Source organism: Pseudomonas sp. FW300-N2A2 (assembly GCF_017351735.1).
GTDB lineage: Bacteria > Pseudomonadota > Gammaproteobacteria > Pseudomonadales > Pseudomonadaceae > Aquipseudomonas > Aquipseudomonas migulae.
This window is the reverse complement of the sequence record NZ_JACNDU010000037.1, coordinates 22,166-48,035: the sequence shown is the minus strand read 5'-3', so window position 1 is coordinate 48,035 and position 25,870 is coordinate 22,166. Positions and strand designations below refer to the sequence as shown.

The window sequence follows — 25,870 nt, the reverse complement described above, 5'->3', positions numbered from 1 at the left end:
TCGATGCTTTCATCAGTCGCGACAAGATGGCTCAGGATAATCGAAGACTGGACTGGAACATTTCGACTAAAGGACGCGACATCTATGGAAATCCCCTTTTCTCAAATCAGCGAACGATTGAACAATCGCCGATTTACGGTAGCGGACAACACCCAAGGGCTATCCGGTGCAGGCACAGTATTTCATTACCATGTCGAGGAAAATGCCATTTGGAGCACTTACCAAGGCGGCCGGATCCGCATAGGTAATCAAGTCGGGCGCGTGACTGGCCCCGATACCATTGAGCTTCTTTTTCAGTGTTTGACTACGGACGGTGAGATTCTGGCCGGCTGGTCTCGTGGCACGGTAGGCGTTGATCACGCAGGGCGTACCACTTTGGCCTTCGTATGGGGTTGGTTGTCGGGCTCGACTGGCGGTGGGGAGTCCAGCTATGTCGAGCTTGTCGCGTAGCGGTTAGAAGAGCTTCTAAAGCGTGCCGAGCTTCATCAAACGACTTGAACCGTTTGTCAGGCGTACAAGCCATACCCTGCCGCGATGAGCAGCGGAGAAACTAGCAGCGTTGCCCAGAACCCCGATTTTGGAGCAGCAATGACGCAAATGATCGAGATCATCGGCACATAGATGTCGACCATTTTAAGCAGAGCGAGATCAGAATAAATCCTGCCCCTTTTGACCGGATGGGAGTAACTGGCCGCTTCTGGCTGATTGCTGCCTATCGCGAAGGATCGCAATCGGCCAAAAGGAGTCCTTCGAATGAGGTCTACAATATAGGGCCGATTCAACCTTTATCCGGGGTCTCCAATCGATCTTGATATCTGATGAGCTTCTGAAGCGTCATCAGAAATAGAGGTGGCAAGAATTCGCATTCCTGAGCAATGAACTTAAGAGAATGGTTGTGGTGCAGTAGCTCGGTAAAAAATGTATCACTTTGTATAACCAAGCTACGCTTCGTGTGATATCGAATATTCCAGACAGGGATTCGTCATAAACGTGAAGCGACTACTTCTGTTAAGTGGCCCCATGGCCAGCGGCAAAACGTCTGTTTCCGCAGTTCTACAAGAGCACTTTGGTTTTTTTTCAATCAGTAGTAGTTCTTTTTTGCGAGCGCAGTTGGTTGGCCAAGGCGAATTACCAGACCGTCACAAGCTTCAGGAGCTCGGCGACAGTCTGGATAGGTCTACTGATTTTTCGTGGGTCATCAACTCAGTCGCCAAACCGGCGATCAACGCCCGGCCGGATGTCGATAATTGGTTGCTGGACGCCGTACGCAAGTCGAGACAGGTGGAGCTTTTCAAGCTCCACTATGCGGGGGCGGTGATGCATGTACATATAGACGCGCCTGAGTCCGTTCTGCAGCAGAGATACGCTGAGCGTGGCCCAAATCATCTCGCGGAATATCAAGCAAATGTGCGACATCCCAATGAGCTGAGTGCTCGTTCGCTAGGAAGTATGGCTGACAAAGTTTTCGATACCGGAACACTTACTGTCCTTGAAATCGCAGGTCAAATAATAAAACTCTGGGAGAGGTAGCGCATGGAGACTCGGCAGATCGTAGTGATCAGTGGAAAAACTTGTAGCGGTAAAAGTGAGTTGGCCCATTTGCTGGAAAAAGAGTTCAACTTCGTTGTGGTTCGCGACCGCCGGGCCTCCCAAGATGCTGAGTGGAATCTCAGCATGGATCAGCCCGCTTTGATCGATCGCCGAAGAGAGTTAGACGATAACCAGCGTGCGCAGTGGATGCTCGTTGAAACAAGGGAAATTTGCGCAAATCAGAAAGATGATCGGCCATTGGTCGTAGATCATCTTGCTACGCTGAAACAGGTTTTGCAGTTTCGAGAGACCTTCGGTGCAAACCTGGTGCATGTCCACCTGTACGCAAGTGACAAAACCCTTCATGAGCGTTACGAGAAAAGAGTTGAAGGCAGAACCAATCCTGCGGCTTATGACGAGGTCAATCAACTGAGGGATCCGGAGGAGATTAACTCTCTTAAGGAAGATTCGGACGTTAGGATATACACCGAGCGCTCGGACTCAAAGGACACGTTGGTACGGGTAGCCGCTCGCTTACATCTTTTCACTCCACCCGAAATTAGATGCGTCGATGTTCTCATTGGTGGGCAGTACGGGAGCGAGGGTAAAGGCAATATCGTTTCCTACCTGGCTCGAGAATACGATGTCATGGTTCGCGTAGGGGGCCCAAATGCTGGACACACCGTGGCCAGTTCCGCAGGCCCCTACACTTATCATCATCTGCCGTCAGGGTCCCGCGACGTGTCCGCTCGACTGCTTCTAGGCCCTGGCATGACTATTCGATTGCCAGGACTTCTACAGGAAATCGAGGAGTGCGGTATCGGCGTAGACCGCTTGTTCATCGACCCTCAAGCCACCATCATTGAAGATGAAGACATTGAGGCGGAGAAGGCGCATCTGGTTTCAACCATCGCGTCTACCGGGAGCGGAAGTGGAGCTGCGGCCGCACGGCGTATTCTCAGTAGAGGTAGAGCAACGATTAGGCTTGCACGGGACGTGGATGCGTTGCGTCCGTATGTTGGCACTCCTGGAAATTTTCACGGCTCCACATCAGACAGATTGGAGGAAGCCTACCGCAACGGTCACTCCATTCTGTTAGAAGGAACCCAAGGTAGCGGGTTGAGTATTTTTCATGGTGATTACCCGCATGTGACCTCTAGGGACACCAACGTTGCAGGGTGCCTCGCTGAGGCAGGAATATCACCCAGCAGGATCCGTAAAATCCTTATGGTCATCCGACCGATGCCAATCCGTGTTGGAGATCCGGATGGAGACAAGGGCCACACATCTGGAACGCTAAAGCTTTCTACCACCTTCGACAAAATTGCCGAATTTGCGGGTCTTGAAGCTGAGGTTTTAAACGCAGCTGAGAAGACGTCCACCACCCGCCGCAATAGACGAGTCGGGTGGTTCGAGTGGGATCAGTTCCGAAAAGCGTGCGCTCTAAATGCGCCTACCGACATCGTCCTCACCTTTGCGGATTACCTCAAGTCGACTAACAGTAAAGCTCGTAGGTTCGAGCAGCTTGACCCAGAAACTATCAAGTTTGTGGAGGAGTTGGAGCGCGTCTCTCAAGCCCCTGTATCGCTGATAAACACCAGGTTTTCCAGAGATCCAGATGCCAGTGATTTACGCTCGCTGATCGATCGACGCAATTGGACTGCACGCTCTGGTAGGAGAGTCTGATGAATTTGGAAAAGCTCATTGAGCTTTACCCTCGTGTCTACCATATGGCTGAGCGCGGGACGTGGGACAGTATTCAACAACGTGGACTGATGAGCACGACTGCAGTCCTTGATCATCTTGACGTAGCTGATGGCGAGCGCGCTCGGTTCGAAAGTGAACACCGTGATCAGAAAATGGATGTGAGGGCAGGCCACCCCACCAACATAGTGCTTCGTGATCAAAAACCTATGCCAGAGGGGCGGTTGTTACAGGCTCTAACGGATGGGACAACGGCCCGGCAGTGGTATGAACTGATCAACGACAAGGTTTTCTTCTGGGTCGAGGAGGAAAGACTGCATCGTCTGCTCGGCGCTCGTGATTACCGCACGCTCGAACACGATGTTCTGACGTTGAATTCGGCGAAATTCATCCCTGCCTATGCTGAAAAAATATGGCTGTGCCACATGAACTCGGGTAACACATGGCCTATTCCGCATCGTCGTGATACGGAGATCTTTCGTAGAATCGCAGATTATCCTGTGAAGCCTTCGGGCAAACCGGTCAAAAATGTTGTGGAGCTGGTTGTCGATTACTCCGTCCCTAACATCGCTGATTATGTGGTGGAAGTTCGGCGTATGAGGGGCCGTGAAGTGTTGGAAGTCATTGGCTAGCGCTCATCTACCCAACGGGGGAGTTATGCCGCGACGACGTTCAGCTTCACGGATTTTGCTGGTCAGTTCCTCTCACCGACTGTTGCTTTTCAAGATCCACTACAAAACCGGCGTATTGGAGGGGAGAAGCTACTGGGCCACACCTGGTGGCGCGCTGCGAGGTGATGAGTCTTTTGAGGCGGCGGCAGTGCGTGAGCTTTACGAGGAGACTGGCCTCGACGTTCAGTCCGTTGGTCGCTGTATCACACGAAAGGAGTTCATCTGGCAAATGCCGGATGGGGAGCATGTGCTCGCGGTCGAAAATTACTATGTGGTACGTGTAGGCAACGAGCATTGTTCGACTGCGAGTTGGAGCAATCAGGAGCGAGACGTTGTATGTGAAATAAGGTGGTGGTCAGAAAATGAATTAATGGCTAACACCGAAGAGATTCTGCCGCCGGATCTGCCGATTTTGTTTGCCCGAGCCTTGCTCATGACACCTGATCATCCTGGCTAGGGATCAATCATTTTCGTTGTGCCATCTCCCGCGAATACTGATCTCATCAATGTCGTCCTTGACGTATCAGACACGTTGAATGGCTGGTTCTGGCCGATAGCAGCAGCTCGCGACCGACCACTCCGACCCAAAACGATCACCCCAGGCCAACCGATCCGACAAATTGCGCGGGCGCTGTACCTGCCCCAGCGTTTTTTTTGTCGAGCTACGACGGTTCTTATGCCACGATTTTACAAACTGTTTTCTTTGTCGATAGATGACTGAAGAAACTCTGCTATCAGCGAAGTAACCTGCTGTTGGATCAAATCCCGCGGGCGAGCGCCATTGCCATCGCCATCCCGGCAAATGATGCCATCGCCTGGCACTTCTTCTTCGAGCATCGCTTCTGCGCCAGGTTTGCACACTGACAAGAAGCTGAAATGGCTTGCGTCGCTGATTTTGACGTAACGGCTTGACGCCGGAGGCAGGCGTTTGGCCAGGTTGGCAGACTCCAACTCAGCGGGAAGATCGTGCGACGGTACGCCGGCAGCGATCACCAGCGTTGGTACCGGCAGCCCGGCCAGGCTTTCATCGGTCATGCCCCGTGAAAGGCCCAGGTCCAATGTGACCACCGCCGTGACGCGTTCATCGCGCAAATCGGCGGCCAACGCGGTCTTTGATTCTGAGGTGCTGGCGGGATTCATCTTTCCGTAGACGCTGCAACTTGCTAACTGCGGGTGGGCTTTGCAGTCATGGGCGAAGCGGTCTGGATCGAAGCGGGCACCGGCGATTTCCAGGGCGGTCCAGCCGCCGAGTGAATGGCCCACTACTGCAATTCGGTCATTGGCGACCAGGCCGAATTTTTCCGGTTGAGCCGTGACCCCATCAATGGCTCGGCTCACATCAACGGGCCGCTGCCATAACTGCGCTGCTGCTTGAGGGCTACGGTCATGAGTGGTGCTGCCAGGGTGATTGATTGCGGCGACGATGTAACCCCTGTGAGCCAGAGCGCTGGCAAGCCAGATCTGGTTGCTCCAGTTGCCTCTGTACCCGTGGGAGAGCACCAATAATGGATGCTTGCCAGCAGCGGGCGGCGCGTCACGAACGGCAGAGGCCCCGACGAAAACCACATCATCGCCAATCAATTGCGTGGCGGCGGTCGTTGCACTGGGGTACCAGACAACCATTTCCAGTGTGCGGTCATTGTGCGCATCCGCCAGTGTGGAAGAGCGGAAGCCGACAGGGTTCTCGCCAGCGAGCGCGATAGTTGTCAGGCAGGTCAATAACAGGGCGCTAAAAGCTATTTTCAATGTCGTTTCTTCCTTGAATGGACAAGTACATGGCAACCGGAACCCGCCGTCAGGCGCATCCATCGTACGGAGTCGAAGCTCATGGGGTTGCCTATAAGCACGGACATTAAAGCCCACATTCGAACCGTCGCGCACGACTTTCATCATTAACGCTGTTCTCGGTCTTTAGTCAGAAGACTGAACGCTAACTTTTGGCCGATTGCCGTCAGCCGATCAGGGTAGAAATCGACCCATAGTTGTCCGGCTGAATCCTCTTACATGCATTCGCGACTAGAATTCCACTGCCGACACTTCTAAAACCAGGCCAGATTTAAAACCTGTAGCGCCAGGTATCGAACGTTGTTTCGGTCTATGGGAAACCGCTATGACAGATCCGCAAAATAAAACCGAATCCGATGAGGATTTGGGTCAGATGGTCATAGGGCGAGGGCCCTGCACCTATCTGTTGCTGCTCTTACTAGGATTGATCCTCCTGTTTCCCTTTCTTGAGGAGGGCATATTTGCCCGCACGTTGCTCGGCATTCTGTTTTCAACCGTGCTGCTCGTGGGCGCTTTCGCCACCCGGCAGACTCGTTGGGGGTTCATCCTCAAACTGGGCCTGGCGTTGCTTGGGGTTGGCCTGCAATGGACGGCGTTGTGGGTTGGCAGTATCGCGATTCTTAATCTTGCCGGGATAGCTTATGCGACATCTCTTGCAGTCTCGTTCATCGGAGTGCTTCGCTATATTCTCCAGCGCGGGCCGATTACGGCCGACAAGCTGCATGGTGCGCTTGCGGGTTACATCCTGCTGGCGTTCGTCTGGTCCTTCGTCTATGCCTTGCTCGAGATATCCAGCGCTGGCTCATTCGGCCCAAGCCACCTCGACTTTGGACAGCCCGGCACGTTCTTCAAACTGATCTATTTCAGCCTCACGACGCTCACAACCACCGGTTACGGTGATGTTCTCCCGTTGACCAACCATGCCCGCTCACTTGTGATGGTCGAAGAGTTTTCAGGCGTCTTTTATGTGGGTGTTGTGATAGCGCGGCTTGCCGGTCTGTATCCGTCGAATCAGACCAAGTGACTCTCGATTTGCCGTGGCCGAACCGATGCCGTCAGTCGGGAGGTTATGTTCGCTGTTGATCGCTTTCCACTACGACTTCTTCGACGGGTAGTTGCCACGCAAGCCCCCGGACTTGTTGCCGGTTTTGTTGGGCAGGTTGGGCACCACCGGGCGGGATCTGGGCTGAGGGTTGGAGCGGCTGCGGGGTTGAGGTTGTTTGCTCATTGTTCACCTCCTGAAAACGCCTGGCTACTTGGCGCTCTGCATTGCCACACTGGCTAGTGTGCTACGAGTTACCAAAATCCGCAGCACGCAAGCGCAGACAAAACGGGCTGCTGGCAAGGCGCAGATGCATCGGGTGGGGCCATAAATAAGCGGAACTGGAACTCACATCGTCAATAGCGTCTAAATTTCAGAGAGACAACCCGCCACTCTGAGGGAACGACTCATGCACAGATCACGCTCATTGGTTGCCGCGATTACATGCCTTGCGCTGGTTTGCGGCTCAGCGACCGCATTGGCTGATCCTGGTAATGGAAAGGGCCAGGGAAAACCGCAAAACAATCAAGTCCATGGCAATCAAGGCGGCAAAGGCAAAAACGCCGGAGGCGGCGATTGGAGTCATGGCCCCAGTATCAATCAGGGAAGCATTCTCGGGATCGTTGGCGAATACAGGGACTACTGGAGCCCCGGCCCTGCGTTGCCACCCGGTATTCAGAAAAACCTCGCTCGAGGAAAGCCGCTTCCACCCGGCATTGCGAAAAAGCTGGATGGACGCCTGATTGGCAGGCTGCCCCATTATGATGGATACGAATGGCAGCAAGCAGGCACCGATTTGATACTGGTCGCACTGGCAACCGGGATCATCTATGAAGTCCTCAACGGGGCCTTTGACTGATATTTGAACCCTGCGGTTGCGGTGCTTTTACCAGGTGGTGAGCGCACCGCACTCCGTCCGTCGCAGGAGTTGAACTGTCGCCGGGCAATTGCGTCCTAATGCATGCGATATCAACCACCTTACGGAAGCAATCATGCTTTTAAAAAACAAGAGTTTCGTTGCTGTCATGTCATGCGCCCTCATGCTTGCAGCCGCCCCATTACTCCCTGCTGACCTCTCTGTCATGAACTCCGCCTATGCGAAGGACGGCAACGGAGGCGGTAATGGCGGTGGTGGTGGTAACGGCGGCGGCAACGGCGGCGGAAACGGTGGTGGTAATGGCGGCGGTAATGGCGGTGGCCACGGCGGCGGCACAGGTGGCGGTCACGGCGGTTCCGATCACGGCAACGCCAACAGCAACGGCCATGGCAATGGACTGAGCAGCGATCATGCCGGAAGGGCTGTTCGCGACCGTGGCGAAAGCGGAAACCACTACGGCAGTGACCGCAATGGTGAGCGCGGTCATGGCACAACGACGTCTGGCATCGCCCATTCCAAAGACACTCGCGGCGTGGCCAAAGCCTCCGCAATCTCGGCCTCGACACCCGGGGATCACAACGCGAAAGGGTTGAGCAAAGCCGGGACGTCGATTTCAAAGAAATCGCACTGATCAGCGTCACTCGCAGCACGCAACCCTGAACAAAACGGGCGCCCGACAAGGCGCCCGTTTTTTTTACTCCGGTGTCAGCGCTATTCGTCCACGCTGATACCCGATCCTCCCAGTTCGTTGGGAACATCCTTCAGCTTGGGCAACCCATCCTTGATGCGCAGCACGCTCTCCTGATAGTGCACGTGAACGCCTGGCGAGTACGCGAGATCCGGAATGATCGCGGCATACACGTCGACGAGCCCCATGCCCGGGTGTTCAGTAAAGAGATGCCCGCCACACGTCTTGCACCACTTGCGGTAACTCTGCGGTGTCTTGTTGTAGGTGCCGATGTTGTCAGCTCCGCGAGTCACCTGCACCGCCTCGGGTTTCCACAGCGTGAAGGCGTTGACCGGTCCTGCTGACCAATGCCGACACGATTCGCAATGGCAATAACCCATCCCGACCGGCTCTCCACTGACTGTGAGCTCGACTGCGCCGCAAAAACAACTGCCCTTGTAAGACCGTTCACTGTTCATTGCATAACTCCCATCAATGGTTTGCCTTCACCCGTCGATATAGCGCACCGCAGTCGCCGGTGTGCGCCGCACCTGCAATTCGAAAATGTCAGGGCGCGCGTAATGCCCGGTGACGTCGAGCGCTCGCCGCGCTGGCGCCACCTGTGCGACGTCGATGTCCGCATACAAAATGCCGGCCTCCCGGTGCAATGGACCGGCGACGATCCGGCCTTGCGGATTGACCACCACCGAGTCGCCGTCGTTGATCCATTCCTGCGGATCGGGAAACAGTTGCGCACGCGCCGGAAAGTCTTCGGGGATGTCGCTGCCGCGCAGTGCGGTGCCACTGCCGAGCACCCAACAGCGTCCTTCGAGTGCAATGTGACGCATCGTGCTGATCCAGCCATCGCCCGTGTCGTACGTGGGGGCGACGTAGATTTCCACTCCTTGAGCATAGAGTGAATAACGTGCCAGCGGCATGTAGTTTTCCCAGCAGATGAGCGCCCCCACGCGACCGACCGGTGTCTCGACCGTACGCAGGCCGCAGGCATCACCAAAGCCATGCACCATGCGCTCGGGATTCGTCGGCATCAGCTTGCGGTGTCGGTTGAGCACTGCGCCGTTCGCGCCGATAACGACTACGCTGTTATAGAGCGTGCCGCCGCCATTGCACCGGTCGCATTCATTGATGCCGCACACGATCGTCACGGCGTGAGCCCTCGCGGCCTCGCACAAAGGGCTCAGGTCACCGTTCGTAATATCAACGGCGTTGGCCAGCAACTGCGTGTGCAACTGGCCCATGACAGCCCCGTCCTTTCCCGCCGCCAGCCGCCAGATCCACGACGGATAACCTGGAATGAACGATTCGGGCAAAACGATCAGCGAAGCTCCCGCCGCCGCAGCTTCGGCGACCGATTGCACGGCCCGGGCGATCGTTGCGCCGCGATCGAGCAGCACGGGCGGGCGCTGAATAATGGCAACCTTGGTCATGGCGTTCACCTTTGGTTCTTGGCTTCGAAGGCTTGAGCGTGCGCGTGGCGAAGCGGCGGGACTAGTTCAGAATCTGAAGCGTTGTAATTGCGGAGCCCAGGCAATGGACGAAAGCTACGGTCAGTTCTGCACGGTCGCACGCGGTGCCGAAGCACTGTGTGAGCGCTGGACACCTTTGGTTGTGCGCGAACTGTTGTGCGGCAGCAAGCGCTTCAACGAACTGCACCGCGGCGTCCCCCGGATGTCCACCAACCTGCTGACACAGCGGCTGCGCCATCTGGAAGAAATCGGCGTCGTGCACCGCACAGCCACGGGCAAAGTCTGGGAGTACAGCCTGACCGAGGCGGGCAAGGAATTGCGCCCCATCATCATGGCGCTGGGTCATTGGGGTGCGCGCTGGATCGGCAGCCGCCTGCGCGATGATGAACTCGACGCGGGTTTGCTGATGTGGGACGTGCGCCGGTTCGTGCGCATCGAAACGTTCCCGCCCCGACCGGTGGTCATCCACTTCACGTTCCGCGACGCACGGCCAGGCGAACAAGCGTGGTGGCTCGTGGTTGAAGAGGGTGTAGCCGACCTGTGCCGCGACGACCCTGGCCGCGAACTGACCCTCGTCGTGGACTCCAGCGTGCGCGCATTGACCGAGGTATGGACGGGCGACCGCACGCCGGGGGACGTTCTTCAGTCGCGAGAGCTGCGTGTGGATGGCGCCGTACAAGACGCGAAAAGCCTGTGGCGCTGGCTTGGCACGAGTGCGTTCGCGGGCACCCGGAGTGCGGCAGTGACCCGGTAATTCGCCTGAGTCTCAGGCGCGTTAACTGTCGGGAGTCATACGATGTTGAACGTACTTTTCATCTGCAGCCAAAACCGCCTGCGCAGCCCCACGGCCGAACGGCATTTTGCTGACTGGCCCGGCGTGAAAACCGCGTCGGCGGGCATCAGCAACGATGCGTATGTTCCGGTCAGCCTGGAACTGCTGCAGTGGGCTGATCTGATCGTTGTCATGGAGCCCATTCATCGCAACAAACTGATGGCTCGATTTGGTTCGGAACTGGCGGACAAACGCGTCGTTTGTTTGGACATACCGGATATTTTTCAGTACATGGAACCGGCGCTGATCAAGCTATTGGATGAGAGGGTTGCGCGGTATTTGCCTTCCTGAAGTGAGCGGCAAAAGACGCCCCGTCAGCCCTGCAATGCATTCTCTGCAATGGACTAGCCTTGAGTAACATCACGCGGGAGTAAAACGCCATGTCCGTCGCGCTCAGAAATCTGTGTGTCCTGGCCTTGGGGGGCTTTTTTTGCATGGCCGCATTCGGTGAAGGAGAAGCAGATACCGATCACCCACCGGCAATACTCCCGCTGGAATCCGAGGCGCTGCCAAAACTCATTGCCTATCCACCGCTTGCCGAGCCGTTGGCCCGCGGCGTTGTCATCATCCAGTATCGAACAGAGCACGCCAGGATCATGCCGGTATTTGGCAAGGCAGCGGGTGAAGTCTCACCTCGTCTCAGCCACCTCCATGTGACGGTCGATGACTGGAAAGGTACGTGGGCGCATACCAGTGACGGCCCGATTATCCTGGTTGGACTGACGCCCGGTGCACACAAGGTTCTTCTGGAAGTGGCCGACCCGACGCACAAGATCCTCACCGGTACGACAGTGAGTTTTACCGTTCCCGAGAAGAAATCATCGAACGTCTCCCACATGGACGCTGGTGGCTGAAGCGTTCAGCGGGTGTTTCATCGTCTGGTGTTTTTCAGGGGCGGCTATTCAGCTGCCATCTTCGTAAACCACTCACTTGAACTGAGCAACCAGCCAGTCCTTCAAACGCCCGCACGCAGGATCATCCGCCTTCTTCTCATTAATCATCAAATACTGAACCGCCTCCCTGAGTGTCAGCTCTTCCGTCACCGGCCGAACCAGGCGCCCCTGCTGTACCAGATGCCTCACCAGATGATCCCAGCCCAGGGCGACACCTTGATTGTCCAGCGCCATTTGCACCAGAAGGCTGTAGTCGTTGCTGCTGAAATAGTGCGGGTTTTCCGAGGCCGGGATCTTCAGGTCATGGGACTGGAAAGCGAACCACACATTCCAGTCGACCTGTTCCGTCAACTGGGAACGGCCATAAGGGTTGAGGTCCAGCAGCACGCTGTTGCGCATGCCCTCCAAAGTGCTCAGTTCTGGATGCGCTTCCAGATAACCAGGCGTGCACACGGGATAGACGACTTCGTGAAACAAGGGGATTCGCAGATAGCCGGGGCGCAGGTCACTGGTCTGGGTGATGAAAATGTCCGGAATGATTCCGGGCTCCATCACCAGAAAATGCTGGGTGGTGATGACATTCAGGTCGACATCGGGATTGGCGCTGAAGAAGTCTTTGAGCCTGTGGGATAACCAAAGCGCCGACAGGGCGGGCGAGCAGCAAAGTGTCAGGGTGCGCTTGTCGCTTTTTTCCCGACGGATTCTTTCGGTTGCTTGAAAAATGTTGAGCAGGGACAGCTGCGCAGCATCGAAGAGCGCTGTGCCCGAGGCTGTCAGCCTGACTTCCCTCCCGGTGCGCGTGAACAACTCGGTGCCCAAATAGAGTTCCAGCTCGCGAATCTGACGGCTGATCGCCGCCTGGGTGACGCACAATGCCTCGGCGGCCCGGGTGAAGTTCCGGTATTTGGCAGCGGCCACGAAGGATCTCATGGCCTTGAAGGACGGCATTGAGAGCAGGGCCTGATCAGGCTGGGAGCTTTTAGCCATAACAAAAACTACCTGTTTTCTCGAAAAAAAAGTCGGTTCTGCCCATCGGGCTCCGGGTCCACACTCTACCGCACGATGGGCTGCGGACCATGGGCCAGGCAAAGATAATGGCCCCAGCTTACCCTGTATCGCGCAGCGGAATGGCTGGCGTCACGGCCCATCGAACCGCCAGCGCGAACACCAGACCAAGGAGTCGAAATGCCGTATCGAACAGCGAGGGAAGCGTTCATGCAAGGTGTCCGGGCGCTCATTCCATTGAGCCCCGGTGTCGTTCCTTTCGGCCTGCTGACGGGGGTCATGGCGATCAACATGGGCATGTCGCCCGGCACGACCATGGGCATGACGCTGCTGTTCTACTCGGGTTCCGCGCAGATGGTTGCACTGCAACTGCTGCATACGGGGGTTGTGCCGCTGGCAATTGTCGTCACTGCGCTGGTCATCAACTTGCGCTTCATCATGTACAGCGCGTCACTGGCGCCTTACATGCACCACTTGCCCAAGCGCTGGACGTGGCCTTTGTCCTACATGCTTTCTGACCAGTCCTACGCGCTGTGCAGTCTCAAGCTGTCTTCGGGCGAGCTGGGGGCATTCGCACATCACTACTATGCAGGTACCGCCGTGGCCATGTGGCTGTCCTGGCAATTGTCGGTATTGGCGGGCGTCTACCTGGGCGCAAGCATCCCCGAAACCTGGTCGTTGAGCTTTGCCATACCGCTTTCCTTTCTGGCGCTTCTGGTGCCCGGCATACGTAACGCGGCGAGCCTGGGGGCCGCGGTGGTCGGAGGAGTGCTCGCGGTGTTGGCGATCAACATGCCCTACAACCTCGGGCTGGTCACCGCTTCCATCGGCGGGGTCATGGCGGGACTGTTGATCGAGACGGTTCGCAAGCGCCCATTGAGCGAGGCGCGGATCCATGACGTCGAGAGGGAGGCACCATGAATGATTTAGCCTTGTGGGGGATGTTCCTGGCGGTCGGCCTGGGAACCTTCGCCATGCGCCTTTCCTTTGTCGAACTGTATGGCCGGCTGCGCATCCCGGCATTGCTGAGTCGGGCCTTGCTTTACGTACCGGCGAGTGTGCTGGCGGCCCTTGTGCTGCCAGCGGTGGTGTACCCCAACGGGCAGAGTGAGTTCGTGTTGAACAACCCGCAGATACCCGCCGCCATTATCGCGGCCTGGGTCGCCTGGCAGACTCGCAATACAGTCCTGACACTGGCGGTCGGGATGGGAGGGGTGTGGTTATTCAAGTTTATCGGGCTGTAGCGCTCCTGGACGAAACGCAACACCCTGAGGTTCAGTCAGTTTTCAGGACCATTTTCACGTCGCGTTTCGCCTGGTTGCGCCAGACGCTCACGGTCGCCTTGTAGCCGACGCGCATGCGCGATGAGATATCAGCGACGTCTTGGGCACTGGCGACTTCCTGGCCGCCGATTTCGACAATGACATCCAATGGCTTGATGCCGGCTTTGTCCGCCGCGCTGCCTTTGACCGTGTCGATCACCCAGGCACCCTGTGCCGACGGCAAGCCCGCAGCCTTGGCATAAGAAGAATTCACCTCGCCGAGGTTCATGCCTTGCAGGTGGGAGGAGGGCGCAGTGTTTTGCGCCGCCGATGTGCTCACCGGTAACATCGATACGGGCGTACCTCCGGGCCCGACCACCACGGGCAGAGTCTGAAACGCCTGGTAACGCCAGACCTTGAGGTTGACCGTGGAGCCTATGGGCGCCTTGGCCAACTGCAAACGGAACTCTACGGAGTCGGCGACAGGCTGCTCATTGACCGCCACGATTAAATCATTAGTCAGTATTCCGCCCTGCTGCGCCGGGCTGCCGGCGCCAACGTTGTAGACCACTACGCCGCTGGTCGGCATGGAATACAGCGACGCTTTCTGTGCGTCGACGGTTTCCATGGCGATGCCGATTTTGCCCCCCGGGAAATTGGCGGTTTTGCAGCCTTTCTCCTGCCAGGCCGGGCTGGCCGCGACTTTACGGGCCTCCGCAAGCTGTTTGACCAGCGCATTGGAGCTGGTCATATAGCCCGCCGCTTCGATAAGGGACATCTCAATGTACTCGCAGCTACGCGAGCGATAGCGGTCGGGCGTCTCGCGGTCGATGAGGCGCTGCATGTTGGCGTTTTGATCTGCCGCTAATGGAGCCTGCGTCGTACCGGCAGGCACGTCGTCGTATCCTCCCGATGCCTGCACGGCAGCGCCGTACATATAGTAAAACGGGTCCAGTTGATCAACGATGCAACCGCTCAGTGATGACATCATCGCCGTCACGCCCAAGATTCGTCCCACGTTCTTAAGGCGTGTGTCCATTGTCTTTTCCCCAGAGATTCTTACGGCAAGTGCCAGAAATTCAGCGTTGTCGCGGCAAAGTAAACCAAGCTGATAGCACAGCGCTACCGTGTTTTTTTGACGCCAGGGCTGCGGACGCTCGACATCGGGTCGCGCCTTTTGGCGGGCCTATACTTCAAACGTCAGCACACTCGATGCGACATACGTCGAGTGATCGTTCACGAGAGGAGAAGATCATGGCGCGTAAATACATCGACTGCCGCGAGTTTCCAAGCGATACCAAATGCTCGGTCGCGCTCTGCGCAGACTCTGAAAACGAACTGCTCGAGGCTGCCGCACAGCATGCGGTCAGTGTTCACAAACACACCGATTCACCGGAACTGCGTGCTCAACTGAAAACGATGTTTCACGACGGCACCCCTCCCGTTGAAGCACCGCGCTCGGTTTAGCAAAAAAGGGACAGGCTACGATTAGTTGAGAATTGTCGTCTGTCCCGTTTTTCTATGGGCGCCCTCAAAGGTCCCGGGGGATCAAAACGTACTACCCGGTAACAGGCCGGCGGGGCGGATAAATACTACTGCTTCTGATCTTCCACCTCCTTCCAACTGTCATCTGGATCAAACCGTTTCATCGACTGCGCCAGTTTGTAACCGTCAGGTCCCAAGTCTTTCTCGAACACTTGGCCTTCATGACTGATCATGAAACTCATCACCCCGGTGTCTTTATATTTCGTCGGCCAGGCGATCAGTGCAAAACCGCGACTCATCTTGTCTCCGATAAGGTAACTGTAGGCGCCACCCGGTGCCGAAGGGCCCTGGCCTTCAAGGATGCGAAAGTGATAACCGTGCCAGTCTTCGTCGGCAATACGTTGGCCGAACAAGGGGCCGAGCGGGCTGATCTGACCGCTGTCGTCGTCCTGCCAATAGAGCCCGTCGTGCTTGCCGGCGGTGCTGAAAAACTTCTGCGCATACTCAAGGGCGCCGTCACCGTCACGGTCCTCTGACGCATAGTCCATCTGGGCGTCGTGGTACGTCAGCGCCGATTGCAACGCGGCCAGTTCGTTGCGGCCAATACGACGGACGCGGATTTCTGCGCTGCCGGCCTTAATGTCAAAGCGCCAACCTTTCTCCACTTTTGTCATGGGGATCGGCAATGTCCAGTGGTCACTGCCCACCGACAGGATCGCCTTGCGGTCGCTGGCTTTTTCAATGGCATGTTGCTCGTGGTATTGCTTGATGAACGCATCCACATCACTGCGTTCCACGCCTTCGCGCGGGATGAAACTGCGCCATTCAGTGCCCAGCAACTCTGTCAGGCGTGCCTGATCGGCGTGTTCCGTGCCCAAAGCGTCGACGAACGCTTGAGCGGCTTTTTCTGGCGTGGGAAATACCTGCTGTGCCGTGACAACGCACGACCATGCCAAGCCGGCAGCGATCACCAAGGCCTGAGCGGGCAGGCCCATGAGCGTATTCATTCGAGGATAGTGTTTCAACGACGGCCCCCCCCCCTTTGACGCGCAGGCGGACTGGATGGCCGACTGACCTGATGGCCAGCTGATCGCGCCGCACTGGGACGTTGCGCGGATGCCTGGCTGGCTCGTCCACGATTGACCTGCGCGCTGGTTTGGGACGGTGCGCGGGCGCCGGCGAATGCGTTGTTGCGGGCGCCGCCCTGACTGGCGGCGGGTCGTTGTGGTGCCCGTTGTGGCGCCGTTTGGCGCGTCTGGGCACGCTGATTGGCGTCGGTGGTCTGTCTTCTGGGCTGCTGACTCTCGCGAGTGTTTCGGGCTGTGCCTTGGCCCCTGTCAGCTGCCTTCGGTCTGTCTGCGCCTTGGCTCCTGTCAGCCACCTTCGGTCTGTCTGTACCGGCTTGCTTGCGATTGAGGCCCGCAGTCTGGGCGGCACTCGCTCGATCACGGGCTTCGCGGTTACTGGTCGCAGGTCGCTCGATACCGTGCCTGTCCATGGAGCTTCGGGCTTTTTCACGGGCCTGGGCGCGCTGGGCATTGTCCCCGCGATAGGCATCACGCTGGTTGGCACCATCCAGTTGGCGGCCGTACTGTTGGCGGCTCCTGTTGTCGCGATAGGGCACGCCATCGCGATGAATGGAGTTGTGCTGCCAATTGTTATTGGTGATCTGGTTATTACGGTTGATGTTGTTGTAGCGGTCGATGTCGATGTCGACATCGTTATTGCCCCAGTCACATTCACCCCACAAGGACGCGACGATCGCGACGCCGGTCCCAAATGCCAGCCCGGCCATCAATGCCGAACCGGGGTAATAGGCGGGCGGCGGAGGGTAGTAAACAGGCGGTGAAGCCGGGTAGGCCCAGGTGCCGTAGGTTGTTGTCGGGTTGTAGGTAGGGACGTACACCACCTGCGGATCGGAGGGCTCAATGATAATGGTGGTGTTGTTGGCAGGGAGCTGAGCCGGCGCTGGCGCTGAGGGGGCTGGTGCGGGTGCGGGTGGCGCCGCGGCCTGAACCGTCACGTTTTGATACTGGTTGCTCTGCAGGTTGCCGGCTGCTTGCGCCTGATGACGCAAGCGTTGCACACCCTCCATGACATCGTCGGGCTGCGCCAGGAACGCATCACCCAGGCGTTGTACCCAAACGGGATCCTGTCCCAGCGTTGCAAGGACCTGCGGAAAAGCCACCAACGCCTGCACGCTCGGATCCCACGGCTGGCTAGCCACTTGTTTGACCGCATCATCACCCTTGGCATCGGGGTGCGCCTTGGACCAGGTCACCGCCTCGGTGACTTCCCCAGGGTAAGTGGTGGCCATCAGCACCTGAGCCAGCAACGGGTCCGGGTAAAGCGCAATGGGCGCCAACATTTGATCCAACTGCTCTTCGGTAAACACCGCGTCTTTGACCGCCGCCGCGACGGGCGCCGGCTCGGCAGCGCTTGCAGCCGCCTCCACTGGCTGCGCGTGAAGGGCAGGGCTGCTCAGAAACAGTACGGCTGACATCGCGAAAAACAACGGAATGCTCATCGCGCGGCCTCCATGTGGCCAGGCAGGTTTGAAACGACTGGATCAATGTCGGGAAAGTGAAAGCAGGTAGCCTCAATGCCTCAGGCTAAGGGTAGTAGCTAAGATATTTTTCGCCATGAGTTTTGTGTGGTGGTTTTTGGGTTGCAGACCTGTGTGACTGACTGTGTTTTGCGCCCGCACGAAAAAGCCCGGCTGATCAGGCCGGGCTTTTTGGGTATTGCGGTGACGCGATTTGTTTATACAGCGCGGCTTTCGATCAGGCGGTCGGAGCCACCTTCAGCAACGCGGTTTTCGATCAGGCGGTCGGAGCCGCCTTCAGCAACGCGGTTTTCGATCAGACGGTCGGAGCCGCCTTCAGCAACGCGGTTTTCGATCAGGCGATCCGAGCCACCTTCGGCAACGCGGTTTTCGATCAGGCGGTCGGAGCCACCTTCAGCAACACGGTTTTCGATCAAACGATCCGAACCACCTTCGGCCACACGATTCTCGATCAAACGATCCGAACCACCTTCGGCCACACGATTCTCGATCAAACGATCCGAACCACCTTCAGCCACACGACTTTCAATCAGACGATCCGAGCCGCCTTCAGCGACAACCGGGTGAGTCGAGGTAGCGGCGAAAGCGTTAACTGCAAAAACCGAGAAAGCGATGCTGAGAATGGTTTGGCGTTTCATGATCGTGTGCTCCGGGGTGTTGTTGGTTGGTATGGAGCAGATGTTACGCCGCGGATTTTTTAAGAGAACTTCATTGAAGTGATGGTGACCATTGACGGCATTGATAGGGCGAGAAGCCTACCTCTGGTGAGTGTGATGATGGGTGCAGCCCCGGCAGCCGGAACGTGGCAGCGCATTGATTACATTGCGTATCAACTGTAATGCGCGACAACACCATTCTCATTGCCACCAGTGACAAATACAGTAAGCCGCACACGACTCGCCTCGAATTGCCCACCGAACTTACTATTGGCGCAGGTGACGACATTAAATTTTTTACTGCGTAATCAAGGTGCCTTTCATGATTAAGTACATTATGAAAACTGCTTGTCTGGCTGCACTTATTGTCACCAGCGCCACAATGCCGTTCGTCCAGGCACAACCATTGCCGCTTGATAAGGTCGGTGCTTTACATAATGAAGACGTTGAGTGGCGCAGCTTTCCAGCATTCCCGAAAGAAGTGAAACTGACTGTGCTGGCCGGCGACCCGAGTAAGCCAGCACCCTACGTTGTCAGAGTCAAAGTGCCGAATGGCACAAAATTAATGCCCCATACACACCCTGAGGATCGTATCTATACCGTCATGTCCGGTGTTTTCTATATTGGCTTCGGTACTGCTTTCGATCCGGCCAAGCTGGTGGCTTATGGCCCAGGCAGCGTAGTGATACTTCCGGCCAATACGCCACACTTTCACTGGGCTAAATCAGGAGAGTACATTTCACAAGTTTACGGAACGGGTCCGCTGGGCCTTGAGTATGTTGATAGCCAGAATGATCCTCGTAAGGCGTCGAAGTGAGAAAGGTCTGTAGGTATCGTATTTGCGCCTTCTCCTGCATCCAGCAAGCCTGTGCGATCAGTGCAAATGCTGCTCGATTCACTGTGCAACGGTGGTCGTTTTGATTTGCCGTTCGGCGTTGTAACTCTGCGCCTTATCCCACGCGACACCTTTGCCCTCGGGAAACACCGCCCGGTACTTCCCGCTGGGGCGTAGCTTTTTGGCAGGGTTGGTACCGTTGTGGACTTGGTTGCGGGGCAATGCGGAGGGTTTTCGGGTTGCGCGGGTGTGGTTGATGGTGAAACCGATCTAGCGAGGTTTGAACAGAAAAGCAGATTGGCGGAAGAGCTCGCGGTGGGTTCGTATTCGGAGAAATGGGGATAGAGATGGCTCACAGAAAAGAGGACGGATTGTTTATAAATGAATCTGTCCCCTTTTCGTGTCCAGTCTAGCGCGATGCACGCCCCCTGTACCCAGCCGCTTGCCACACATAAAGCTGCCAAGCCGGTGTTTTCCCAGTCTTGAGGGCTCTACGAACTCGTTGCACGACAAAGGAGTGCACGATATTAAGATAAAAACTGTGATAGGCGTTAATTGAGGTGGAGTTCTGATGTGTCGAGTTCGAATTCATTCTCAATGCCGAGTTTTTTCATTATAACGGGCAGAGCTTGATGAATTAATCTCATTCCGATAAGAAGTTCGTTCATGTATATGTCCGGGTGCACCCGGGATGAGTTAAAGCCGAGGCTTTCCGCTTCTGCTTCATGCCCTAGCTCGCCAGCAGAGTTGTATGCCAGACCAAGAAGCTCTGCCCTTAAAGGTATGCCCGCACGAAATGCTTTTTCTTTTACGGTAGTTATCCATTCTTTGTACTCTTCCGTGATTCGATATTTAAATTGACTAAAATTTGGAGTCGGAAGTGGAATGTCCTCGGTTTTACTTGTAGCCAGTGATAAAAGGCAGCTTTCAATATCGTAAGCAGGGCTGTCAAATAAATCTAGCTCATCGTCATAGATTAGATCTGCTATATATGCGGCATAGAATCCATAAATATCATTTAAAGACTTGTAGATTTTATAAATCGTTGCTACGTACGGGTTTTCGCTGATTTTATCCCAGAGGTCTTCGTTGTCAGTGTCGTCGTAATCTAAATCCAGATCCTTAGGGAACTCTTTTGGAAGAGTAACCCCAATTTCTCTTAGTGCGGAAAAAGTTTCGAAGCACAATAACCCATTTTCATCCAGCAGTGGCGCAGTTGTATACCCTGTTTCGGCTTCTTGCAGCGCGTTTTCGGCGAGATAATGAATCAGAGTTTCCCATTTCACCGCATTTTCGATTGATCCGGACCACAAGACAAACGCGGGGTTTTTATCACCAATATTTAGGAGTGAACGAAATTTTTCTTCCATATCAAGAGACATGTGCTCATCTTTCTTCCACTTGCTGATCTGCGTTGGAGATACGCCGAAGCGTTTGGCTAACTCTTTCTGACTACAGGACAGCGCTTCGAGCGCCAATTGCACAAACATTTCGCTGTTCATTCTTGAGTATCCTCCGGCTTGGCAGCAATGGAATCCGATTACGAATAGCTGTACCTTAGCAGAATTTACTGAATGCAAAAAAAATTTACTAAATATTTTTTGGGGATGGCGATCTGGTGGGGCGCGTGCCCAGTGGATCTATAGATGTGCGTTCACAACGCTGGCTTTGAAGGGCGTGTGGATTATTGAAACCGTCGATGCAAATCCGGAAAAATATCCTGGGCAAACCAGGCAGGCAGACCGGGTGTGACAATTCGGGATTTGGGCGTTTGGCTTTCCACCAAGCCAACTTTGATCAGCCGCGACAGCTCATCGATTGCCGGGCGTGGGGTAAGGCCGGTGAAGGTCTTGAATTCGTTGCGCGGCAAGCTTCCTTGAGTGATTAGCGCGATCATCGCTGGCGCGCTTTCCGGGCGAATACCTTGTTGTAGAAGTTTCTCGTTGTTGTGAAACGCGCGTATGACACGCTCGCGAATTTGGGACGGGTCTACCGCTGCGGTCATGTAATCGACCTGATCGTGACAAACCTGCAGCATGAACTCGATGAACTCGAAATAGCGTCGCTGAGACAATTGACCTCGTCCGTCCAGATCACCCTCTCTTGGGCGGTCGGCCATGGTCAGAGCGGCGTAGTAATTCTGGTGTTGCCTTGCCAGCCCACGAGACAGCGACCACAACGTTGGTCGCAGTCCCAGACTCACCAATTGAAGATGAGTGACCAACCGGGCAACGCGACCATTCCCGTCCGCGAAGGGATGAATCCAGGCAAGGCGATGGTGGTAGGCAAGCGCAGCAATCAGCTGGCGACGGGAATCCGTCTGCCGCCCGAATCCTGCCTGAAGGTGCTGCAACATTCCGTCTACAGCGCGAGCGTCCGGAGCGTCATGATTGCCAACGACAACGTTCTGACCTGTGATCGATCGCAGGATGCCGGGGTGCATGACCGAGCCATCTGACAACGTGCGCTCCGCGTCACTGGCGCCGCGAAAAAGCCGTTTGTGTGTCGTGCTCACAAGCTCGGGCGCAAACATGTCACCCCAGTCGAACGGCGCACGCTGGCGCAACGCCCGTTCGAGCAACGCTTGCACCGCCATCTGTTCAACCGCGAGGTTTTTGAGCTGCTTGCGGTCTTTGACCGGCGCCGCTTGCGCTCTCTGCATCTCGGCAGGCTCGGTGTATTGCCCTTCGATCAGGTTCGAATAGTACGTATTGGTGATTTGCAGGAGACGGCCGAGGCGTGCAGCGGTTTCGGACGGCAAGCGGCCCGCTAGAAATTGCGTCTTTCTGGGCAGCGCGTCCGCGAGCGCAATGATCGATGGAGGCAACGTGTCAGGGAGAATGGGGTCGAGCCAGGTTTTTGATGTGATCAGGGACATAGCGGTTTTTACCGTATCAAAGTCTGCACATTTTATTTCACATACTGACTTGATGAACAAGCGCTAATTTATTGGGCTGTAGAGGTTTTATTGGAGCTTTAGCGAAAATTATCTTCACATTTTATTTCACATATTTTTTGTGGAAATCGCTTCGGCCGACTGGCTCACAAATGGATCCTTCGCCGTGTTGACGTGTAGTTCGCAACTGCCGAAAAACGGGTGCGCATTCGCAGCCATATCAGGCAGCTGCACAAACTGTAGGAGCGAGCTTGCTCGCGATGGACCAAAGAACCCCGCGTTACTCCAGGAACCCCGCGGCTACGTTCAAGACCATCGCGAGCAAGCCCCGGCAACTGAGTCGGCCTGTGCGCGGGATGGGTAGTGCCAGTCATGGGGACTATGCTGTTGCTGGACCAGTTCACGGTTGAATAGACTGTCTTCTTTGGCGTCTAGCGAGAAGCGCAATGTCTACTTCGTGAATGTTTTTTGCCCCGAGGAATATCTGACCTGTCGTATGGCCGCCCTCAGGTACCACTATGAACCGCCGCCACGTTATCAGCTGATTAGAAAGATGGAGCTTCTGTGATCTCAGGATATCGCACCCGCATTTACCGTTTCATCGGTGCACTGTTATTACTACTCGTTGCTTTGGTGTTGGCTCTGGAACTATATGACGCTCTGACCACTTGGCAATTAGACGCATTGACAGGGCCTCGTCGAAACACGATTAACGAACACCTTGTATTCGACGAACAACCAGAGCGCTTTGTTTTGTATCTGCTGCAAAAAGTCATGTTTTTCATTTTAACCGTCGTAGTAGGGCTCGTTATGCTATGGGAGGCTCTGTCGGGGCGACGGGCGTACGAGCACCGGCAATAACGGCAGTTTGCTCACCGTTTGCGGTCCAAGCCTTTTTGATTGCAGCGGTGCTTTTAGTGCTTGCCGTTCTCTACATCGGGTACTACGAAGCGCTTGAAGATGGTGACATCGAGACCATCCTGTTTATCAAGAAACACCCGACTGTTCGGATGAAGTTCTACAACATCCACGCCAATGATGGGGAGATCAGAAGAGTAGAGCGCCTTACGGAGGAGGAGCGGAAGTGGATTATCGACTACTGCAGATACAGATTAGGAATCGACACGGCGTTAAGGACTCAGGACGACGTTGAAGTTTGCAGGAAGAAATAACCAGCGGTTGGGCAACACGGGTGGTCAGATCCAGAGACAAAAAAACGGGCGCTTGTAGCGCCCGTTTTCATTCACACCTTCGCCTGCGCCCGCAATCGTCTACCAATCACATCCATCAAGTCACAACCATCGCGCAACGGAATGGCCAGCAGTTTGGAGAAATCCGACAACACCACCGTGTCGCAACCAATCTCGGCGCGAAAGGCGATGTTTTCCAGCACCTGTGTAACTGCGCGAATTCGGTAATCAGCTGCAGCTTGCAATACGTCGAGTGGGGCTTCGGTGTCGATGAGCAGGGAGGCCGGGACCAGGTCGATTCCGGTGAGGGGCATGTATCTTTCCATGGGTGAAACTCCGATCAAGGCAAAGTTTGACTGCCCCTCAATCGTCGCCAAACGAATGGGTGACAGCTGTACGCAGGTTGGCGAACCGGGATCGGAAAACCGGCAGACCCGAAGGTCTCCCGCGCACAGCTGCCATAAAGACAGCTTTGCGGGCATGCAAAAGCGACTGCATTAAAGCACAGCGCTTTTGCATCCGACCGATCAGGTCGCCAAACCCGAATCGCCATTTTGGGCGACGGGTTGGACTATAGGCTTCATCAGAGTGGCGGGGAAGGTGAGGGATTCCGAGGTTTGTATCGGAATTTTAATAGCGTCCTAGGACCATTACGCGCCTTCCGTGGGCGACTGCTATCGACCCTTGGCGGCTGGTGGGCAGTGGCAGAAAGCCGACAGTAACTGCTCACTTTGAGATGTGTTCAGTTCGAACTTGGCTCTCAGCTGCGGTTCCTCATGAGGCAGAAGTACAATTACTCGAATTGGCAAAACAAATGCCAGCGCCAAACTCCTGCCTCAGGAAACCGGAGTATCCGGCGTAAAAAAATAAGCAAGGCCCAGGATCAGATACACGGTGAGCAATTGCACCCCCTTGAGCCAGTCTGAGCGTCCGTCGCCCGCTACCTGACCGGTGATCAGCACTGCGAGCAACAGACTTAGTACCAAGCCATTGGAGAACGCAAGGTCCATGGCAGTAGCGTTGATGAAGTAGCTCGCCAGTACCAGGACGGGCGCAACAAACAACGCCACTTGCACACTAGAGCCAATGGCGATGGCTAGCGTGAGATCCATGCGGTTTTGCATGGCGGCTGAAATAGCAGAGGAATGTTCCGCCGCGTTACCCAGTATCGCAATGACGAAAACACCCATGAATAAATTGCTGAGGCCGAGCTGACGGGCCGAGGGGTCGATTGCGGCCACCAGGATCTCACTGACCCAGGCGATCAACACGGTCGCTACCGTCAAGACCAACAACGCCTTGCCCTTCGACCAGAGGCGCGCCTGGTCCGAGTCGTGTTTAAGGTTGGGATCGCCGGAAAAGGAGTTTTTGTGAGTGACAAGCGAATACACGAGGAACAGGGCGTAAACCACAAGCAGGACCAGGGATATATAAAGGCTCAAAGATTGAAGACCCTTCGGCGCCCGAGCTGCGATAACGGCGTTGTAGGCCGCAGGAATCACCAGCGCAATGGCCGCTAATGTCAGCAGGGTCGCCTGCGAGCGGGCGGCCGTAGCGTTGAACCGTTGTTCTTGATGACGCAGCCCGCCAGCGAGCATGGCCGCCCCCAGGACCAGCAGGATATTGCCAACGATAGAACCCGCAATGGACGCCTTCACCACATCGTACAGACCTGCCCGCATCGCGCTGAGCGCAATGATCAGCTCGGTGGCATTGCCAAACGTTGCGTTCAGAAGTCCGCCCACACCTTCACCGGATCGTTCCGCCAGGTGTTCGGTTGCCCTGCCTAACCAACCCGCCAACGGAATGATCGCAAGCGATGCCGCCAGGAACACCACTAGATGATGCGCCGGGGCGGCGAACTCCAACACAATAGCTATCGGAACGAAGAGCAGCATCCAGGTGAGCATCGCGGCGCCCCTTGAATTTGTGTGAACAAATCCGTTGCTTGAAACCTGATAAGGATGGTTCGTTGCTGCTTCTGCGTCAAAACAGACGCTTAGGCGAATTTGCTTTCAACAATATGGCGAATCAGTAGAACACGAAGGCATAGGCTTGCGCGCAACAGTAAGTTTTTTTGAGCTTTCAACTAAACTTTTAAGTGTCGTTCCCGAGTGTCGGAGACAATTCTATGGTACTGCCGATCGAGTTAGTCGCCAGGCAGCCTACGCCCTTTTGGGTAGTTCATGCCTACGGTATGAACATAAGGTTCTCAGACCAGAAATCCGCCGAAAAGTACGCGACCAAGTTAGAGGAGCGCGTATGTGCCCCCCACGCTCTCCCATTGGAAATTCAAAAGCAATGGACGGTTGAGCACTTTCGAATGGTGCGCGGCGCCTGACGATATTTGTGATTTTATGCCGTGCCCAGCTACAGGGTATAAGTTGCGCTAAACCAACTCTCGGCAGGTATACGCAGTCTGTTCGGTGGCACGAGAATAAAAGGTGTCAGATCTCTTTTATTGTAGTCTAAAAAAAACGGGCGCCC

The 25,870-nt window shown here is 55.7% G+C and carries 29 protein-coding genes; 16 read left to right on the top strand and 13 right to left on the bottom strand.

Going from position 1 to position 25,870, the window contains the following annotated elements; translation table 11 throughout:
- Positions 1-84: 84 nt before the first annotated feature.
- From J4E42_RS26845 to J4E42_RS26825, 5 genes are all read left to right on the top strand, one after another.
- A complete protein-coding gene (locus J4E42_RS26845; RefSeq protein ID WP_207286566.1) occupies positions 85-450 on the top strand; it encodes a hypothetical protein in 366 nt (121 codons plus the stop codon).
- 540 nt (positions 451-990) lie between these two features.
- On the top strand, positions 991-1,530 hold the full coding sequence (locus tag J4E42_RS26840; protein ID WP_207286563.1) for an AAA family ATPase: 540 nt from the start codon (positions 991-993) through the stop codon (positions 1,528-1,530).
- Between the two features lie 3 nt (positions 1,531-1,533).
- Positions 1,534-3,216, top strand: a complete 1,683-nt coding sequence (locus tag J4E42_RS26835; RefSeq protein WP_207286562.1) for an adenylosuccinate synthetase — start codon at positions 1,534-1,536, stop codon at positions 3,214-3,216.
- Positions 3,216-3,866, top strand: coding sequence for a DUF7002 family protein (locus J4E42_RS26830; protein WP_207286561.1), 651 nt, complete (start codon positions 3,216-3,218; stop codon positions 3,864-3,866). The genes J4E42_RS26835 and J4E42_RS26830 overlap by 1 nt, the downstream gene beginning before the upstream one ends.
- Positions 3,867-3,891: 25 nt before the next feature.
- The gene (locus tag J4E42_RS26825; protein WP_207286560.1) at positions 3,892-4,362 is read left to right on the top strand and encodes an NUDIX hydrolase; all 471 of its coding nucleotides are present in this window, start codon (positions 3,892-3,894) and stop codon (positions 4,360-4,362) included.
- A gap of 230 nt (positions 4,363-4,592) precedes the next feature.
- Here J4E42_RS26825 and J4E42_RS26820 read toward each other — a convergent pair whose 3' ends face one another.
- A complete protein-coding gene (locus J4E42_RS26820) occupies positions 4,593-5,651 on the bottom strand; it encodes an alpha/beta fold hydrolase (RefSeq protein WP_207286565.1) in 1,059 nt (352 codons plus the stop codon).
- Between the two features lie 364 nt (positions 5,652-6,015).
- Between J4E42_RS26820 and J4E42_RS26815 the strand changes: the two genes are divergently transcribed.
- Positions 6,016-6,714 carry an ion channel gene (locus tag J4E42_RS26815; RefSeq protein WP_207286559.1) on the top strand — a complete coding sequence of 233 codons (699 nt, stop codon included), beginning with the start codon at positions 6,016-6,018 and terminating at the stop codon, positions 6,712-6,714.
- A 69-nt stretch (positions 6,715-6,783) separates the two neighbouring features.
- On the opposite strand, the gene J4E42_RS29580 is transcribed toward J4E42_RS26815, so the two are convergent.
- The gene (locus J4E42_RS29580) at positions 6,784-6,918 is read right to left on the bottom strand and encodes a hypothetical protein (protein ID WP_259331727.1); all 135 of its coding nucleotides are present in this window, start codon (positions 6,916-6,918) and stop codon (positions 6,784-6,786) included.
- Between the two features lie 223 nt (positions 6,919-7,141).
- On the opposite strand from J4E42_RS29580, the gene J4E42_RS26810 reads away from it, so the two are divergent.
- Together J4E42_RS26810 and J4E42_RS26805 are read left to right on the top strand one after the other, a co-directional pair.
- Entirely contained in the window at positions 7,142-7,591 is a 450-nt protein-coding gene (locus J4E42_RS26810; RefSeq protein ID WP_008030792.1) for an anti-virulence regulator CigR family protein, read from the top strand.
- A 133-nt stretch (positions 7,592-7,724) separates the two neighbouring features.
- Positions 7,725-8,240 (top strand): hypothetical protein, encoded by a 516-nt coding sequence (locus J4E42_RS26805; protein WP_008039555.1) that lies wholly within the window; start codon positions 7,725-7,727, stop codon positions 8,238-8,240.
- Between the two features lie 80 nt (positions 8,241-8,320).
- On the opposite strand, the gene J4E42_RS26800 is transcribed toward J4E42_RS26805, so the two are convergent.
- Positions 8,321-8,755, bottom strand: coding sequence for a GFA family protein (locus tag J4E42_RS26800; RefSeq protein WP_207286558.1), 435 nt, complete (start codon positions 8,753-8,755; stop codon positions 8,321-8,323).
- Between the two features lie 27 nt (positions 8,756-8,782).
- Entirely contained in the window at positions 8,783-9,724 is a 942-nt protein-coding gene (locus tag J4E42_RS26795) for a carbon-nitrogen hydrolase family protein (RefSeq protein ID WP_192496331.1), read from the bottom strand.
- A gap of 103 nt (positions 9,725-9,827) precedes the next feature.
- Here J4E42_RS26795 and J4E42_RS26790 point away from each other — a divergent pair, with 103 nt between their 5' ends.
- From J4E42_RS26790 to J4E42_RS26780, 3 genes are all read left to right on the top strand, one after another.
- Complete coding sequence (locus J4E42_RS26790; RefSeq protein WP_008030799.1) at positions 9,828-10,517, top strand: helix-turn-helix domain-containing protein; 690 nt, start codon at positions 9,828-9,830, stop codon at positions 10,515-10,517.
- Positions 10,518-10,559: 42 nt separating this feature from the next.
- The gene (locus J4E42_RS26785) at positions 10,560-10,886 is read left to right on the top strand and encodes a low molecular weight protein tyrosine phosphatase family protein (RefSeq protein WP_008039559.1); all 327 of its coding nucleotides are present in this window, start codon (positions 10,560-10,562) and stop codon (positions 10,884-10,886) included.
- 89 nt (positions 10,887-10,975) lie between these two features.
- Positions 10,976-11,449 carry a DUF6130 family protein gene (locus tag J4E42_RS26780; RefSeq protein ID WP_207286557.1) on the top strand — a complete coding sequence of 158 codons (474 nt, stop codon included), beginning with the start codon at positions 10,976-10,978 and terminating at the stop codon, positions 11,447-11,449.
- A 72-nt stretch (positions 11,450-11,521) separates the two neighbouring features.
- Here J4E42_RS26780 and J4E42_RS26775 read toward each other — a convergent pair whose 3' ends face one another.
- Positions 11,522-12,475, bottom strand: coding sequence for a LysR family transcriptional regulator (locus J4E42_RS26775; protein ID WP_008030806.1), 954 nt, complete (start codon positions 12,473-12,475; stop codon positions 11,522-11,524).
- 198 nt (positions 12,476-12,673) lie between these two features.
- Between J4E42_RS26775 and J4E42_RS26770 the strand changes: the two genes are divergently transcribed.
- Together J4E42_RS26770 and J4E42_RS26765 are read left to right on the top strand one after the other, a co-directional pair.
- The gene (locus tag J4E42_RS26770) at positions 12,674-13,414 is read left to right on the top strand and encodes an AzlC family ABC transporter permease (protein WP_207286556.1); all 741 of its coding nucleotides are present in this window, start codon (positions 12,674-12,676) and stop codon (positions 13,412-13,414) included.
- Entirely contained in the window at positions 13,411-13,737 is a 327-nt protein-coding gene (locus J4E42_RS26765; protein WP_008030811.1) for an AzlD domain-containing protein, read from the top strand. Before J4E42_RS26770 ends, J4E42_RS26765 begins: the two co-directional genes overlap by 4 nt.
- A 31-nt stretch (positions 13,738-13,768) precedes the next feature.
- Here J4E42_RS26765 and J4E42_RS26760 read toward each other — a convergent pair whose 3' ends face one another.
- Positions 13,769-14,746, bottom strand: a complete 978-nt coding sequence (locus J4E42_RS26760; RefSeq protein ID WP_259331728.1) for a PDZ domain-containing protein — start codon at positions 14,744-14,746, stop codon at positions 13,769-13,771.
- Positions 14,747-15,009: 263 nt separating this feature from the next.
- Here J4E42_RS26760 and J4E42_RS26755 point away from each other — a divergent pair, with 263 nt between their 5' ends.
- Complete coding sequence (locus tag J4E42_RS26755) at positions 15,010-15,222, top strand: DUF1059 domain-containing protein (RefSeq protein ID WP_008030813.1); 213 nt, start codon at positions 15,010-15,012, stop codon at positions 15,220-15,222.
- A gap of 125 nt (positions 15,223-15,347) precedes the next feature.
- On the opposite strand, the gene J4E42_RS26750 is transcribed toward J4E42_RS26755, so the two are convergent.
- The 3 genes from J4E42_RS26750 to J4E42_RS26740 all read right to left on the bottom strand — a co-directional run bounded on the left by J4E42_RS26750 (position 15,348) and on the right by J4E42_RS26740 (position 18,444).
- Positions 15,348-16,235 (bottom strand): DUF2950 domain-containing protein, encoded by an 888-nt coding sequence (locus J4E42_RS26750; RefSeq protein WP_207286554.1) that lies wholly within the window; start codon positions 16,233-16,235, stop codon positions 15,348-15,350.
- Between the two features lie 26 nt (positions 16,236-16,261).
- Positions 16,262-17,767, bottom strand: a complete 1,506-nt coding sequence (locus J4E42_RS26745; RefSeq protein ID WP_207286553.1) for a DUF3300 domain-containing protein — start codon at positions 17,765-17,767, stop codon at positions 16,262-16,264.
- 236 nt (positions 17,768-18,003) lie between these two features.
- Positions 18,004-18,444, bottom strand: coding sequence for a hypothetical protein (locus tag J4E42_RS26740; protein ID WP_008039572.1), 441 nt, complete (start codon positions 18,442-18,444; stop codon positions 18,004-18,006).
- A 340-nt stretch (positions 18,445-18,784) separates the two neighbouring features.
- On the opposite strand from J4E42_RS26740, the gene J4E42_RS26735 reads away from it, so the two are divergent.
- Entirely contained in the window at positions 18,785-19,279 is a 495-nt protein-coding gene (locus J4E42_RS26735) for a cupin domain-containing protein (RefSeq protein WP_207286552.1), read from the top strand.
- A gap of 569 nt (positions 19,280-19,848) precedes the next feature.
- Here the strand turns inward: J4E42_RS26735 and J4E42_RS26730 are convergent.
- Positions 19,849-20,799 (bottom strand): helix-turn-helix transcriptional regulator, encoded by a 951-nt coding sequence (locus J4E42_RS26730; protein WP_207286551.1) that lies wholly within the window; start codon positions 20,797-20,799, stop codon positions 19,849-19,851.
- 182 nt (positions 20,800-20,981) lie between these two features.
- On the bottom strand, positions 20,982-22,175 hold the full coding sequence (locus J4E42_RS26725) for a Fic family protein (protein ID WP_207286550.1): 1,194 nt from the start codon (positions 22,173-22,175) through the stop codon (positions 20,982-20,984).
- A gap of 914 nt (positions 22,176-23,089) precedes the next feature.
- Here J4E42_RS26725 and J4E42_RS26720 point away from each other — a divergent pair.
- Entirely contained in the window at positions 23,090-23,365 is a 276-nt protein-coding gene (locus J4E42_RS26720; RefSeq protein ID WP_008039575.1) for a hypothetical protein, read from the top strand.
- A 71-nt stretch (positions 23,366-23,436) separates the two neighbouring features.
- On the opposite strand, the gene J4E42_RS26715 is transcribed toward J4E42_RS26720, so the two are convergent.
- Together J4E42_RS26715 and cax are read right to left on the bottom strand one after the other, a co-directional pair.
- Positions 23,437-23,709, bottom strand: coding sequence for a hypothetical protein (locus J4E42_RS26715; protein ID WP_008039577.1), 273 nt, complete (start codon positions 23,707-23,709; stop codon positions 23,437-23,439).
- Between the two features lie 510 nt (positions 23,710-24,219).
- A complete protein-coding gene (cax, locus tag J4E42_RS26710; protein ID WP_207286549.1) occupies positions 24,220-25,293 on the bottom strand; it encodes a calcium/proton exchanger in 1,074 nt (357 codons plus the stop codon).
- Positions 25,294-25,870: the final 577 nt, after the last annotated feature.

Excerpts from the sequence above, each read along its gene's own strand:
- J4E42_RS26845 (WP_207286566.1), top strand. The coding sequence starts at position 85 with ATGGAAATCCCCTTTTCTCAAATCAGCGAACGATTGAACAATCGCCGA.
- J4E42_RS26835 (WP_207286562.1), top strand. The coding sequence starts at position 1,534 with ATGGAGACTCGGCAGATCGTAGTGATCAGTGGAAAAACTTGTAGCGGT.
- J4E42_RS26830 (WP_207286561.1), top strand. The coding sequence starts at position 3,216 with ATGAATTTGGAAAAGCTCATTGAGCTTTACCCTCGTGTCTACCATATG.
- J4E42_RS26825 (WP_207286560.1), top strand. The coding sequence starts at position 3,892 with ATGCCGCGACGACGTTCAGCTTCACGGATTTTGCTGGTCAGTTCCTCT.
- J4E42_RS26815 (WP_207286559.1), top strand. The coding sequence starts at position 6,016 with ATGACAGATCCGCAAAATAAAACCGAATCCGATGAGGATTTGGGTCAG.
- J4E42_RS29580 (WP_259331727.1), bottom strand. The coding sequence starts at position 6,918 with ATGAGCAAACAACCTCAACCCCGCAGCCGCTCCAACCCTCAGCCCAGA.
- J4E42_RS26810 (WP_008030792.1), top strand. The coding sequence starts at position 7,142 with ATGCACAGATCACGCTCATTGGTTGCCGCGATTACATGCCTTGCGCTG.
- J4E42_RS26805 (WP_008039555.1), top strand. The coding sequence starts at position 7,725 with ATGCTTTTAAAAAACAAGAGTTTCGTTGCTGTCATGTCATGCGCCCTC.
- J4E42_RS26800 (WP_207286558.1), bottom strand. The coding sequence starts at position 8,755 with ATGAACAGTGAACGGTCTTACAAGGGCAGTTGTTTTTGCGGCGCAGTC.
- J4E42_RS26795 (WP_192496331.1), bottom strand. The coding sequence starts at position 9,724 with ATGACCAAGGTTGCCATTATTCAGCGCCCGCCCGTGCTGCTCGATCGC.
- J4E42_RS26790 (WP_008030799.1), top strand. The coding sequence starts at position 9,828 with ATGGACGAAAGCTACGGTCAGTTCTGCACGGTCGCACGCGGTGCCGAA.
- J4E42_RS26785 (WP_008039559.1), top strand. The coding sequence starts at position 10,560 with ATGTTGAACGTACTTTTCATCTGCAGCCAAAACCGCCTGCGCAGCCCC.
- J4E42_RS26780 (WP_207286557.1), top strand. The coding sequence starts at position 10,976 with ATGTCCGTCGCGCTCAGAAATCTGTGTGTCCTGGCCTTGGGGGGCTTT.
- J4E42_RS26775 (WP_008030806.1), bottom strand. The coding sequence starts at position 12,475 with ATGGCTAAAAGCTCCCAGCCTGATCAGGCCCTGCTCTCAATGCCGTCC.
- J4E42_RS26770 (WP_207286556.1), top strand. The coding sequence starts at position 12,674 with ATGCCGTATCGAACAGCGAGGGAAGCGTTCATGCAAGGTGTCCGGGCG.
- J4E42_RS26765 (WP_008030811.1), top strand. The coding sequence starts at position 13,411 with ATGAATGATTTAGCCTTGTGGGGGATGTTCCTGGCGGTCGGCCTGGGA.
- J4E42_RS26760 (WP_259331728.1), bottom strand. The coding sequence starts at position 14,746 with ATGATGTCATCACTGAGCGGTTGCATCGTTGATCAACTGGACCCGTTT.
- J4E42_RS26755 (WP_008030813.1), top strand. The coding sequence starts at position 15,010 with ATGGCGCGTAAATACATCGACTGCCGCGAGTTTCCAAGCGATACCAAA.
- J4E42_RS26750 (WP_207286554.1), bottom strand. The coding sequence starts at position 16,235 with ATGGGCCTGCCCGCTCAGGCCTTGGTGATCGCTGCCGGCTTGGCATGG.
- J4E42_RS26745 (WP_207286553.1), bottom strand. The coding sequence starts at position 17,767 with ATGAGCATTCCGTTGTTTTTCGCGATGTCAGCCGTACTGTTTCTGAGC.
- J4E42_RS26740 (WP_008039572.1), bottom strand. The coding sequence starts at position 18,444 with ATGAAACGCCAAACCATTCTCAGCATCGCTTTCTCGGTTTTTGCAGTT.
- J4E42_RS26735 (WP_207286552.1), top strand. The coding sequence starts at position 18,785 with ATGATTAAGTACATTATGAAAACTGCTTGTCTGGCTGCACTTATTGTC.
- J4E42_RS26730 (WP_207286551.1), bottom strand. The coding sequence starts at position 20,799 with ATGAACAGCGAAATGTTTGTGCAATTGGCGCTCGAAGCGCTGTCCTGT.
- J4E42_RS26725 (WP_207286550.1), bottom strand. The coding sequence starts at position 22,175 with ATGTCCCTGATCACATCAAAAACCTGGCTCGACCCCATTCTCCCTGAC.
- J4E42_RS26715 (WP_008039577.1), bottom strand. The coding sequence starts at position 23,709 with ATGGAAAGATACATGCCCCTCACCGGAATCGACCTGGTCCCGGCCTCC.
- cax (WP_207286549.1), bottom strand. The coding sequence starts at position 25,293 with ATGCTCACCTGGATGCTGCTCTTCGTTCCGATAGCTATTGTGTTGGAG.